The sequence below is a fragment of the Paenibacillus sp. FSL R10-2778 genome, assembly GCF_038593035.1.
In the GTDB taxonomy this organism is placed as follows: Bacteria; Bacillota; Bacilli; order Paenibacillales; family Paenibacillaceae; genus Paenibacillus_AQ; species Paenibacillus_AQ odorifer.
In genome coordinates this window covers 3,642,607-3,655,503 of sequence record NZ_CP151956.1, presented here as the reverse complement: position 1 = coordinate 3,655,503, position 12,897 = coordinate 3,642,607, and the positions used below count along the sequence as shown (strand labels likewise).

The following is a 12,897-nucleotide window of genomic DNA, read 5'->3' as shown; positions in this document are numbered from 1 at the left end:
ACCCGGGAGGTGTTTGATCATCGCTGAGAAGACGAAAGTTATAGAGGTTGTCCCGTATAACCCAGAGTGGAAGGCAGAATTCAATAGATTAAAAGAACAGCTCTTATCTTATGTCGGAGATCTTATTATTTCTATCGAGCATGTGGGCAGTACTTCGATTGAAGGGCTAGCTGCTAAACCTATCATCGACCTTGATCTTGTGATGGACAGCTACGATGTACTCCCACAAATCATAGAACGTTTACAACAGCATGGATATGATCACCAAGGGAACTTGGGAATAGAGGGAAGAGAAGCGTTTCAAAGACTTCAGGATGATGGATTTATGAAATATCATCTGTATGTATGTCCTAAGGATGGAAAAGGCTACTTGGAGCATATCGCTTTCAGAGACTATCTGCGATCGAATACAGCAGCGCGTCAAGCGTATGCAGAGGTCAAACAACGCTTGGCAGAACAACATCGTTATGACATTGATGCTTATTGTGAAGGAAAGACAACGTTTGTTAGCTCAATTTTATCTAAAGCCATGAAAGAAACGTAAGATACATCAATCACTTGCCCGTTCGAAGATGATTTCGAAATTCACTGGGAGACATGCCGCTCCACTTACGGAACTGCTTGGAGAAGTATAACGCGTCATTGAAACCGACCGAGGAAGAGATCTGGTCGATGGTCAGCGTGCCTCCTAGCAGTTTTTTTGCTTTATCCATACGAACCTTTAATAAATATTGTTTGGGAGACATGCCGATCTTTTGTTTAAAGACTTTAGAGAGGTGCGCCCTATGATAGCCTAGAGACGATGCCATATGGTCGATACTGATCTGTTGATGAAACTGTAGAGAAATCCAACGGATCGCTTGATCGATCTGACGGTCGATAACATCCGGTAATTCTATCGATTGAGAGGGAAGCGAACTTATGTTCGCAACACCGAATTTGTGCACTAGCAGCCGTAGCCAACCCGAAGCTTCTAAGCTCTCCAGTCGAGGATAAGCAGATTGCTGAAAGGATAAACGAATATGTTCATATACTTTATGTATCTCTATTAGGTTATCTAAGTGGATTATTGGCTTGTCCCTTGTAATTCCCACTTCGTGTAGTAGCTGTTCAACCGCTTCCCCTTGTAAGGCCACCCATACATATGTCCACGGACGATCCATGTCTGCCTGATAGCTAAATAACGCCCCCGGAAAAATAACAAAGGTATCCCCCTTACTACATCCCTGCGAATTACTGCCACTTTGAAAAACACCTTCCCCATCAATTACTGTATGAATGAGATAGTAATCATGAACAGAGGGGCCCATTTTATGGCCAGGAACGGGTTTGCCTTCTCCGCTGAATAATACAGATAGGTCATGATCATCGGGAGCCAGATTAAACCCTGCTGTAAAATGATAATGCTCTAAAGCCATTTACTTAGAACCTCCCCAAGATTGCTTTAATAATACAATTAGATTATAGGATTGAATATACAAATGCAACAAACGTCCATATATCTCTTGTATTTCTCCATACTCATTGGGACCGCTCTCATTTATAGTGATTAGTGAAGAGAGCAGACGGTTATGAGCTGACATCCTAGTGTTTATAAGGGAATTATAGTTTACTCTTCTCCATAAAACTGCGATGTTAATACCGTTCACCTCACCTATAAGGAGGAATATTTCACATGTCTAAAATTACATTTATCGGAGCGGGTAGCACCGTATTTGCCAAAAACGTGTTGGGAGATTGTATGAGAACGCCAGCCCTGCAAGGGTTTGAACTTGCCCTGTATGATATTGATCTACAACGCCTGAAAGATTCCGAGAATATGCTAAATAATATAAAAGAGAGCAGCGGCAGCACTTGTGTTGTGAAATCCTATACGGATCGTATAGAAGCTTTGCGTGGAGCTAAATATGTCATTAATGCAATCCAAGTGGGAGGTTACGACCCTTGCACCATCACAGATTTTGAAATTCCGAAGAAATATGGCTTGCGGCAAACGATTGCGGACACAGTTGGCATAGGTGGGATTTTCCGTAACCTGCGTACTATTCCAGTGATGCTGGACTTTGCTGCGGATGTACGGGAGGTTTGTCCGGACGCACTCTTTATGAACTATACGAATCCTATGGCAGTTCTGACCAATGTGATGAATACCTATGGCGGTGTAAAGACGGTGGGATTATGTCATAGTGTGCAGCATTGTATTCCGGGCTTGTTCGAGCATCTGGGTATGGATCAGACAGGTGTTCAGGCTAAGATCGCTGGGATTAACCATATGGCTTGGTTATTGGAGGTTACTAAAGACGGCGAGGATTTGTATCCGGAAATTAAACGCCGTGCCGCTGAGAAGCAACAAGAACATCACGGAGACATGGTCCGTTATGAAATGATGCTTAAATTCGGTTACTACATTACGGAATCTTCGGAACATAACGCAGAGTATCATCCTTATTTTATCAAACGTAATTACCCAGAGCTTATCGAACGGTTTCAAATTCCACTCGACGAGTATCCACGCCGCTGTGTAGATCAAATTGAACGTTGGCAACAAATGCGTGAAGAATTGGTTAATAACAAAGAACTTAAACATGAACGTTCGCATGAATATGCGTCTTATATTATGGAAGCTATCGAAACTAATGTGCCTTTCAAAATAGGTGGCAATGTTATGAATACAGGTCTTATCACCAATCTGCCAAAAGAAGCATGTGTAGAGGTCCCTTGTTTAGTAGATAGAAGCGGAGTAACTCCAACCTATGTGGGAGATCTGCCTCCACAATGCGCCGCACTGAATCGTACAAACATTAATACACAGTTGTTAACGATCGAAGCAGCGATTACCCATAAGAAAGAGCATATCTATCACGCCGCAATGCTTGATCCACATACAGCAGCTGAATTGTCGATGGATGACATTACAAATATGTGCGACGAGCTGATCACAGCCCATGGAGACTGGCTCCCGGCGTATAAATAAATTAACTAGTTAGGACTAAGGAAGCCTGAGAAATCAGGCTTTTTTTGATTGTATTTCTACGAAAAACGAATGCTATCTTTAAAAAAGACCACGTCGTTTCTTCTTGCTTATCTGTCTAGGACAACTGGGGGACATCGGAATACACATATATGGATTATCTAAATGTGGAGGTGATCCTTTATGATCGTTGAAAGCTATACCTTAGCATCGTCCACAGCTTATGCTACTCCTTATTATGTGATTAGAGGTGAGCTTCCTGGTCCTGTCTTTATGGTGGTGTCGGGGATACATGGGAAGGAGACAGGAAGTATTCGTGCCGCACAGATCATTGTAGAACGTTTTAACCAGAGAAGGTTGTATATACACCGGGGCACGATCATTGTAGTACCTCTAATGAATCAAAAAGCTTACCGCAAACGGATCAGAGGTGTACCCGATTTAAACCGCACCTTTCCACGTTCTAGCAAAACAGCGGCAAAACATCCATTAGCTTCAGCTTTGCTACAGCTAGTACTAAGATATCGTCCCACCTGGTTTCTGGATCTTCATGAAGCAAATGGGTTGTCACAAAAAAATCCGAAGCGACTTGGCCAGTCGATCATCGTCACTCCGGGAAGCCGAGGAACAGGTACAGCAAAACGTGTCATCAAAGGCATTAATCGAACGATTCCCAAAACCGCTTATCATTTTAATATCCGTTTACGGGAGCGCCCCGGCTCCTCAAGGGCAGCCGTTACCCGTATATTAGGGGCTAAAGCATTTACTGTGGAAACCTGCTGGAGCCTTGATCGTGAGCTACGGATTCGCTATCAGATAGATATTGTTAGCCGTTTTTTAAAAAGTGCGGGATTATTGTGATAGAGAAAATATCTGATAACTGTGTTAGCTGGTTCTTAGATCCTAGGAATCAGCTTTTTTGCCGATACAAGAAAGGTAATTGACAACAATGGGTATAGTGTATATATTACATATATACATTGATAACACATAAACTAGGAGTGAGGGCACGATTACATGAACATATTGATATCCAACACTTCCGGTGAACCCATCTATGCACAGATTGTCAGCCAGATCCGCCAGATGATTCTGCAAGGAGAGTTAGTGTCTGGCACCCCATTACCTTCTATCCGGCTATTAGCCAAAGAGCTGCAGATTAGCGTAATTACAACGAAACGAGCCTATGAAGAACTGGAGAGAGAAGGGCTTATCAATTCAATTGTGGGGAAAGGTTCCTTTGTTTCTGGTGCAGATCAGGAGTTTATTCGGGAACAACGGCTACGGATTATGGAGAACAAAATGAAGGAGATTATCGACGAGAGTAAAATGCTGGGGATTAATTTTGCTGAGTTTAGTGAGATGTTGAAATTGCTTTATGAGGAGGAGACAGAATGAAAGAAGTCATTCAATTGGACCAAATATCTAAAAAATATGGCCATTTTAGCCTATGCGAACTTACGTTCGGTATCAAAGAAGGGTATATCACGGGGCTAATTGGACCGAATGGGGCAGGGAAAACAACATTAATAAAAATGATGATGGGGATGGTGTTTCCTGATCATGGCAGCGTCAAGATTTTTGACCAGGAGATGTCTATCCATGAAGCAGAGAATAAGGATCGGATTGGCTATGTCTCCGATGAGAATTACTTTTACGATCAATTAACCATCGATCAGATGAGTAAGATTATTGCTCCTTTTTATAGTCGTTGGGATCAAGAAACGTATAGGAAATACATAGAGATGTTCAAGCTTTCCCCGCGGAAAAAGATTAAGGAGCTCTCCAAAGGAATGAAAATGAAGTATTCGCTCGCCATTGCCTTATCACATGGTGCAGATCTGCTCATTATGGATGAACCTACTGCAGGACTTGATCCTATATTCCGAAGAGAGTTGCTTGATTTGCTTAGTGAGCATATCCAGGATGAGAAGAAGTCTATTCTTTTTTCAACGCATAATACGACTGATTTGGACCGGATCGCGGACTATATTGTTTTTGTGAACGAAGGGCACCTAGTATTTAATGAAATGAAAGAATCTCTAGCCAACAAATACATGCTGGTAAAAGGCAATAAAGAGTTGCTTGATCGGGATGTACGAAAATGGTTCATCGGGCTTAGAGAGACGGAAGTTGGTTTCGAGGGGCTTCTGAACAATCGCTCTGAGGGGGAACACTTCTTTAGAGACCATGCCATATGCGAAACACCTACTCTGGAAGAAATCATGTATTTTACGGTAAAGGGAAACGCTTTGTATGTTTAATCTCTTGTTGCTGATTCGAAAAGACTTTATTCTCCTGCGGAATTTTATCCCTGTATTTCTCTTGAGTATCTTGTTCATCGCATATGTTCAACTGGATAACTCCAGCATGTTTGCTACATTTCAATCTTTACTGTTGCTCGTATACTCCTGTTCTATGGATGCACAGAATAACAACACAAAGTTTGTGATAGGGTTACCAGTAAGACGGCAAGAGATTATCTTGGCTAAATACTTATCACTTGTTCCTTATTGTTTCATCGGTTTGGTCTGCTCTTTAGCTTTGTTACTAATTTCCTTTTCATTTGGATATTCCATTAGCCCGTTTTATTGGATAGGGGTATCTTTAACGTTACTTATGATTCCTTTGGCTGCGTCTATTTATCTGCCGATTCATTATTGGCTTGGTTCCAAAAACTATTACTTCAATATCCTTTTTAATGTAGTAATAACGATTACCACCCTGAACACTGGATCTTCACTCTCAAATTCATCCTTTTTCTTAACAATTACCGACATAAAGCTGCAGGATCATCTGTTGCCGATTGGTTTGATAGGGATTGTTTATCTCTCCATATTGTACTGCTCTTATAGGATTTCACTACGATTGTTTAGCAAGGAAGAGTTATAAGCTAAGGAGGACGTAAAGTGTATAAATCATTTTTTTTAATTCAAAAAGACTTCATTCTTCTGCGTAAATTTCTGATGCTGCTAATCCCCTTTTTTATTTTTATAGCTTACTCGAACTATCATAGCTTCAGTTTATTTACGGTAATGCCACCCATGCTGTTATTGATAAGCTCCTGCTCAATGGATACTCAGCAGATGACGCAACGGTTTCTCGTTAATCTCCCTGTAAGGAGACAAGAGCTTGTCCGTGCCAAATATTTTTCGATCCTTCCGTATGCGCTTGTTGGGCTGGCAGCCACGTCCTTTACCTATCTCCTGATTATTGTAACAGGTAAAGCCGTAACCCCTCATTTTTGGCAAGAGGTTGGTATTACGTTATCCATTTTCCCTCTCCTTGCGATGCTTTATTTACCGATTCATTACTGGTTAGGGGCAAAGGGAGCGCAAGTGGTTAATCTTGTTTTTATGATGATTGTTATGTTTGGACCGAACGTGTTTAGCTTTTTGATCCAGTGGATACCTGATGTGAACAGATGGTTGAGTTTTGGAGTGAAAGGTACGGTCATTCCCTTTATAATCCTAGGTCTGGCTTATGTATTCTTGCTTAGCTGTTCATATATCATTTCTCTGCGGATTTTTGTGCGGAAAGATCTTTGATTCGAAGGATTTGAGATTTTGAATGAATTCATATACCATTGTCACTACAAAGATAAATAGTAGGGGAAGGGTATACAACCAATGCCTAAAATGATCTATAGCTTTCGCACAAAAATGATTATGCTGCTGATGGCCAGTATGCTTGTATCCGGTGGAATTACCTTTTCAATCTATAAAATTCTGCAGAGATATTATCGATCAGAGGTCTTATTAGAAAATCCATTGACTAAAGTTCGCTACTTGATGCGGGATATCGGTGATGTTAATGCGTTTTTGATTATCTTCATTCCTTTGGCCATCTTATTCTTTTTTATATTTACTAAACCATATGCAAATTATTTCAAGGAAATCTCGAAAGGGATCCATCAGCTGGCGTCAGGTGATTTCTCGGAGCGGGTAGATATCCCATCTAAAGATGAATTCGGCCTTATTGGCCATGATATCAATCTGGCTATTGACCATCTTCAGGAAGCTATTGAGCGGGGCGACTTTGCGGAGAGCAGTAAAGATCAACTTGTATTAAATCTGGCACATGATCTGCGTACACCACTTACCTCGGTTATAGGTTATTTGGATTTTATCCTGAAGGACAATGAATTAACGCCAGAACAGACCAGACATTATACAACGATCGCTTATACTAAATCTCAACGTTTGGAAAAATTAATTGATGAGCTATTTGAAATCACAAGAATGAACTATGGTAAGCTTACGCTTGAAAAAACCTCGATCGACCTGAGTGAGCTTCTTTTGCAGTTAAATGAAGAGTTATATCCCGTTTTTGAGAAAAATGGTCTTACTTCCCGCTTGGATGCAACCCAACCTCTGAAGATAGAGGGTGACGGTGAGCTGCTGGCACGTGTATTTGAGAATCTCCTCACCAACGCAGCGCGATATGGAAGCGACGGTCAATTTATTGATATTCATGGGTATTTAGAGGAAAATGAAGTCGTTATTGAGATCATTAACTATGGAGATTGTATTGATCCGGAAGAGCTGCCGCGTATTTTTGATATGTTCTACACCGGGGATCGAGCGCGAACGCATCCCACAGGGAGTACGGGACTGGGCTTATTTATCACTAAAAACATTGTGGAACAACATGCTGGAACAGTTTCTGCACAAAGCAGTGTAGTGCGGACGATGTTTGAAGTGCGGCTTCCACAAAATAATTGAGAACGAAGTCAAGTGTCGACTGAGCAGGAGTAAAACCGAGATCTATGTGATCTTGTGGTTTTACTCCTTTTTTAATGGTTTGGTCAGCAAACAGGATGAACGTTACCGGACATTTATTTGAAATTTTTAATAAATCGTGATATTATTAGCTTGCTAAGTAATTTGTAAGGCAGTACGGAGGAAATATCTGTGATAGAAGATGAGATAAGGGAACTACTGGATAGAATATCAGCGGAAATGCGTAGAGATTATGCAGAGCTGCTTAGAGAACTTAATCTTCATGTGGGTCAAGAACAGTTATTATGCCGGTTATGGAGAACAGATGGAATGACACAGATACAGCTAAGTGAACGCTTGAATTGTGAGCCTCCAACCATAACAAATATGGTGAAATCTCTTGAAAATCATGGGTTTGTTGTTCGAAAAAGAGATCCTGAAGATGGCAGAGTTAGCCGAGTGTATCTAACCCCAGCCGGACGTAATCTCTGCGAACCTGTGGAACAGATCTGGAACAAACAGCTGGATAAATTACTAGCCGGAATTATACCTGAAGAGCGTTTATTATTAAGAAGACTTATGAAACAAATGGCCGATAATTTAGCTTGAATCTGAAACTAATCGCCATAACCATTAGTAAGCTAATTAAAACTAAGAAAAGAGGAACATAGATGATTACAAGTTTGACTCGCATCAATGAATTAGCTAAGAAAGAACGTGAAGTAGGCTTGACACAAGGCGAATGGGTTGAACAGATCGCATTGCGTGAAGACTATCTGCGTGAAATTCGTGGACAAGTTCGTAACAGTCTTTCTGGCGTGACAATTTTAGATCCGGATGGAAACGATGTAACCCCTGAGAAGCTTCGTGCAGCGCGTAAATAATCAATGAACTAATAAGTGGAAACTACACCTTTAGATAACGTTAGATTAGCCTATGGTTAATTGAGGGATATCTAAAGGTGTTTTTTGTTATATAAATCTTAACAGAAGCTTAATTCGTTATCCTTAGGAGCTGGTGAAAGTTAAGAATCAATTAAACTTGCGTTACAGAGGATCTAAGACTGGATTGTTAGAATGAAATAGACAAAAGATAAGGGATAACATGAAGGGGTGCAGAAATTGGAGAAACTAAAAGAAACATCAAGGAAGGAAATGAAAGTATGAAAAAAACATTATTAATTTTACTTAAAGTAATAGTCGCTATAGTCATACTCCTAGCACTTTTTCTGGTCATCGTTTTTACAGTCAATGTGATCAGCAATAAAGTGGAGAAAGGAAAAATAGACCCTATGGTCAGCTTGTACCTGTCGACGGGAAAAAGATGAATGTTACCATACAAGGGCAAGGCAAGGAAACAGTCGTGTTACTCCCAGGGTTTGGAACCGCATCACCCGTAATTGATTTCAAACCACTTGTAGATGAACTGACTCCTTTCTATAAAGTTGTAGTAGTTGAGCCGTTTGGTTATGGACTAAGCGATGTCACCACAAAAGAACGAACGGTCGACAATATCGTGAGTGAGCTTCATGAAGCTTTACAAGAATTAAAGATAGATCGTTATATTCTGATGGGACATTCTATAGCGGGAATTTACGGACTGGACTATGTGAACAAATACGAAAACGAAGTTAGTGCATTCGTAGGCATCGACAGCAGCGTACCCACACAAGGGGGCAACGATGAAGAATTTCCATCAGGAACCTATAAGCTGCTTAAAAACTCAGGATTTATGAGATTGCTGGTAAAGCTCAATCCAGCCCAAATCGTTACACCAAGTGATGATGAGGAAACTAAAGAACAAAATAGAATGATTTCACTTAAAAACATGATGAATCCTAATATCATCAGCGAAGCAGAGCAATTTAAAAGTAATTTCAAAGCCACGGAAACATTAAATTTCCCAAAAGATCTTCCTGTTATTTTCTTCCTAGTGAAAGAAAATACGGATGTTCCAGGCTGGGAATCCCTGCATAAAGAACAGATTAAAGACTCCTTACACGGGAAATTGATGTTGCTTGATGGGGAGCATTATTTGCACCATACCCGATCCAAAGATATCGTCGAGAACTTTAGAAGCTTTATGGGAGAGATAAAGTAAGAATGAATGAGAAAAGCCTGCTAATACAGGCTTTTCTTTTTTTGTATTTTCAAATAAGTGAATCCTTTAGAAAAAAATGATAAATTTATCAAAGCAATTATGGGCACTCTATATCCTAATCTTTATTATAGGAAGGACTACCATAGTATGTGCGGAATAGCAGGAATATTAAAATATAATGGACAGCCACCACAGGAAGAAACCTTAAAACAAATGACAGGGGTTATGAATCACCGAGGTCCCAATCATGAGGGAGTATGGCTCGATTCTCACATTGGACTTGGTTTTCGCAGATTGTCTGTAATTGATTTACGTGATGGTAATCAACCGATGACGAATGAAGATCGTACCCTTTGGATTGTTTTTAATGGTGAAATCTATAATTATAAAACACTACGAGATCAGTTAAAGCTAAAAGGACATCACTTTCAGACGCAATCAGATACAGAGGTCATTGTGCATTTATTTGAGGAATACGGCAAGGACTGTGTCCATCATTTACGTGGAATGTTTAGTTTTGCGATTTGGGATCTTAAGGAACAATCTCTTTTTGCTGCTAGAGATCATTTCGGGATCAAACCTTTTTATTATTACAAAGACGAAAATAATCTTTTATTTGCTTCGGAAATTAAAAGCATACTTGCAGTGCAAGGGGTACCCAGAAAGCTTCAATATCAAAGTTTATTCAGCTACTTAACTTTTCAGTATGTCCCGCATCCTGATACGATGTTTGAACACATTCATAAATTAGGACCTGCGGAGCGATTATTGGTTAACTCGGATGGTAAAATGAAGATCGAGAAATATTGGGAACCCCATTTTCAACCGGTAGAACGATCTTTAGCAGACTATGCCGAAGAAATTCAGTGGAAATTGAAAGAGTCTGTAAACCTTCATTTACAAAGTGATGTAGATAGAGGATGTTTTTTGTCCAGTGGAATTGACTCCACCGCAATAGCTGCAATGATGAGAGCAGAAGAATCAACAAAAACCTTTTCGATTGGATTTGAAGGGCTGAACAATGAAACAATCATTGCAAATCAAACGGCAGCCAAACTGGGGACTGATCATTATTTTCACATTTTATCGCAAAAAGACTTTTTTGAAAGTATCCCGAAAACGGTCTGGCATCTAGATGAGCCTGTTGCAGACCCTTCCGCTATTGCACTCTATCATCTAAACCAGCTTGCCAAAGAACATGTAACGGTTGTCCTATCAGGGGAAGGCGCTGACGAATTATTCGGAGGGTATAGAATCTATAGAGAGCCAAATGCATTAAGACCGATAACCTGGATGCCTAACTTCATAAAGGATTCGTTACGAAAATCATTATCTGTATATCCCTATCATTTTTATGGCAAAAATTATTTACTTCGGGGTCTGACACCTTTAGAAGAGCGTTTTTTCGGAAATGCTAATATCTTTAACAAAAGCGGCAAGATGAACTTGCTCCACGAATCGGTAAACGCTCAGAATAGCTTTTTACATCCCACGGATATCGTTAAGCCTTTTTATGATAAGACAGCTCACCTAGATCCTACGACAAGAATGCAGTTTATTGATTTGAATTTTTGGTTACCTGGAGACATTTTATCAAAAGCAGATAAGCTGTCCATGGCACATTCATTAGAATTAAGAGTCCCGTTTTTAGATAAAGAGGTTTTCGAAACAGCTAGTAAAATACCTGTGTCCAATCGGATTGGGCAAAAAACAACAAAACTTGCTTTGCGTAAAGCTATGGAAGGAATCGTTCCGGAAGCTATTGTGAATCGCCCGAAACTAGGATTTCCCGTACCCATTCGTGATTGGCTCAAAACTCCAATTTCAAATATAATGTTTGAACAAATCCGCTATAGTGGCATTGAAGAAATATTCAATATGAATATCATCGAAGAGATGTTTACCCAGCATCGGAGTAATAAAGGCGACTATTCGCGTAGAATCTGGCTAATTTACATTTTTTCAGTATGGTACACTCTTTTTATAAAAGAAGATCTGAAGCAATTAAATAGTGCCGTGTTGTAATGGGGGAGTGATTCGTTGAATATTGAGGAATATGCATGGAATAAACATGAACAGCAATTAAGAGAAACTAACATGTTTACTTATACTAGTCCAAAGATAAAGATTGTAGATAACCATGAATTAAGAAATCGGCTTGAAGAAACGCTTGAAGAGCTGCCGCAGAAGTTTCTGGCCAAATGGGCTTTGAAAGTAGCAGTTGAGCACCTGGATCATCTGGACCAGCAGCTTGTAAATGACCCGCGGATTGATTTAGGTATAGAAACGCTAGAAAAGCGTATAACTGGTGAGATGAGAGCCTTTGATTTAAGAAAAGTTGGATTCATAGTCAATGAATTGGCCAAAGAGTCCACAACCGAGGCTAGTAAGTATACTGCCCGTTCTTTTGCACAAGCCATTGCAACTGGACATATGCGAGGACACGCTATGGTTTGCAGTGACTATGCAGTAAAACTGGTGAATTACATATCAGATCATTCTTCAGTTGCAGAGGCAGCTACTAAAGAACGGGAAAGACAATTAAGGATAGCTGAAGAGTTACTTTGTAATTGAAGGTTTAAAGATGAACATGTATGAGGATGATTATAAAAGTTAAATAATGGGAATAGTTGACTTTTTATATGATCGAGAGTTATGTAATCTAATGCAAACAATAAAAACATTATTAGTACTTAAAGTTTTATGCGTGACTTGATGAGCTTTAAAGCTTAATATTCGTTTTAGATAATACGATTTCTAAATAAGAATCAATTGCTTAGGAAAGGGCAGTGATTTTGAACAGTTTTGAACATTGCTTAGATATCAGTAATGGATAGTTAATTAGTAATATTATGGAACTAATTGGTTGCTTCCATTAATTTATATACTACTTACTCACAAAACCCGTATTTTGTACATATGTCTATGAATAGTATTTCAGCTTGGGAATACCTGCTTTCGTTCGTTCTGCTCAAAGGACACAAATCCTCCTCATTAATGAGACAACATATTTTTTAAGGTAGGCGACCTTTCCATCATTCAGATAAACCTCTTCGGTAGAATATCGATTTATTGATACCTCGCCTATTTTTTCTCCATTAGTGT

13 protein-coding genes and 1 pseudogene are annotated in these 12,897 nt (G+C 39.8%); 13 read left to right on the top strand and 1 reads right to left on the bottom strand.

Features of this window, described 5'->3' with window-relative positions; genetic code table 11:
- The first annotated feature begins 19 nt into the window (after nucleotides 1-19).
- Nucleotides 20-544: a GrpB family protein gene (locus tag NST40_RS16110; RefSeq protein ID WP_076277608.1), complete on the top strand. Its 525-nt coding sequence runs from the start codon at nucleotides 20-22 to the stop codon at nucleotides 542-544.
- Nucleotides 545-554: 10 nt separating this feature from the next.
- On the opposite strand, the gene NST40_RS16105 is transcribed toward NST40_RS16110, so the two are convergent.
- Complete coding sequence (locus tag NST40_RS16105; protein ID WP_076218053.1) at nucleotides 555-1,418, bottom strand: AraC family transcriptional regulator; 864 nt, start codon at nucleotides 1,416-1,418, stop codon at nucleotides 555-557.
- A 257-nt stretch (nucleotides 1,419-1,675) separates the two neighbouring features.
- On the opposite strand from NST40_RS16105, the gene NST40_RS16100 reads away from it, so the two are divergent.
- From NST40_RS16100 to NST40_RS16045, 12 genes and pseudogenes are all read left to right on the top strand, one after another.
- Nucleotides 1,676-2,974, top strand: coding sequence for an alpha-glucosidase/alpha-galactosidase (locus tag NST40_RS16100; protein ID WP_342409716.1), 1,299 nt, complete (start codon nucleotides 1,676-1,678; stop codon nucleotides 2,972-2,974).
- Nucleotides 2,975-3,154: 180 nt separating this feature from the next.
- Nucleotides 3,155-3,832 carry a succinylglutamate desuccinylase/aspartoacylase family protein gene (locus tag NST40_RS16095; RefSeq protein ID WP_342409715.1) on the top strand — a complete coding sequence of 226 codons (678 nt, stop codon included), beginning with the start codon at nucleotides 3,155-3,157 and terminating at the stop codon, nucleotides 3,830-3,832.
- 156 nt (nucleotides 3,833-3,988) lie between these two features.
- Nucleotides 3,989-4,369 (top strand): GntR family transcriptional regulator, encoded by a 381-nt coding sequence (locus NST40_RS16090; protein WP_076126630.1) that lies wholly within the window; start codon nucleotides 3,989-3,991, stop codon nucleotides 4,367-4,369.
- Nucleotides 4,366-5,235, top strand: a complete 870-nt coding sequence (locus tag NST40_RS16085; RefSeq protein WP_076190245.1) for an ABC transporter ATP-binding protein — start codon at nucleotides 4,366-4,368, stop codon at nucleotides 5,233-5,235. Before NST40_RS16090 ends, NST40_RS16085 begins: the two co-directional genes overlap by 4 nt.
- On the top strand, nucleotides 5,228-5,863 hold the full coding sequence (locus NST40_RS16080) for an ABC-2 transporter permease (RefSeq protein ID WP_342409714.1): 636 nt from the start codon (nucleotides 5,228-5,230) through the stop codon (nucleotides 5,861-5,863). The genes NST40_RS16085 and NST40_RS16080 overlap by 8 nt, the downstream gene beginning before the upstream one ends.
- A 17-nt stretch (nucleotides 5,864-5,880) precedes the next feature.
- Nucleotides 5,881-6,519 (top strand): ABC-2 transporter permease, encoded by a 639-nt coding sequence (locus NST40_RS16075; protein WP_076184854.1) that lies wholly within the window; start codon nucleotides 5,881-5,883, stop codon nucleotides 6,517-6,519.
- A gap of 81 nt (nucleotides 6,520-6,600) precedes the next feature.
- Entirely contained in the window at nucleotides 6,601-7,695 is a 1,095-nt protein-coding gene (locus NST40_RS16070; protein WP_342409713.1) for a HAMP domain-containing sensor histidine kinase, read from the top strand.
- Between the two features lie 189 nt (nucleotides 7,696-7,884).
- Complete coding sequence (locus NST40_RS16065) at nucleotides 7,885-8,301, top strand: MarR family transcriptional regulator (RefSeq protein WP_254848917.1); 417 nt, start codon at nucleotides 7,885-7,887, stop codon at nucleotides 8,299-8,301.
- A gap of 62 nt (nucleotides 8,302-8,363) precedes the next feature.
- Nucleotides 8,364-8,576: a DUF896 domain-containing protein gene (locus NST40_RS16060; protein WP_036676956.1), complete on the top strand. Its 213-nt coding sequence runs from the start codon at nucleotides 8,364-8,366 to the stop codon at nucleotides 8,574-8,576.
- Nucleotides 8,577-8,854: 278 nt separating this feature from the next.
- Nucleotides 8,855-9,792, top strand: a pseudogene (locus NST40_RS16055) (alpha/beta hydrolase).
- A gap of 147 nt (nucleotides 9,793-9,939) precedes the next feature.
- Nucleotides 9,940-11,817: an asparagine synthase (glutamine-hydrolyzing) gene (asnB, locus tag NST40_RS16050; RefSeq protein WP_342409712.1), complete on the top strand. Its 1,878-nt coding sequence runs from the start codon at nucleotides 9,940-9,942 to the stop codon at nucleotides 11,815-11,817.
- Nucleotides 11,818-11,832: 15 nt separating this feature from the next.
- Entirely contained in the window at nucleotides 11,833-12,366 is a 534-nt protein-coding gene (locus tag NST40_RS16045) for a putative immunity protein (RefSeq protein WP_341002745.1), read from the top strand.
- The last annotated feature ends 531 nt before the right edge of the window (nucleotides 12,367-12,897 follow it).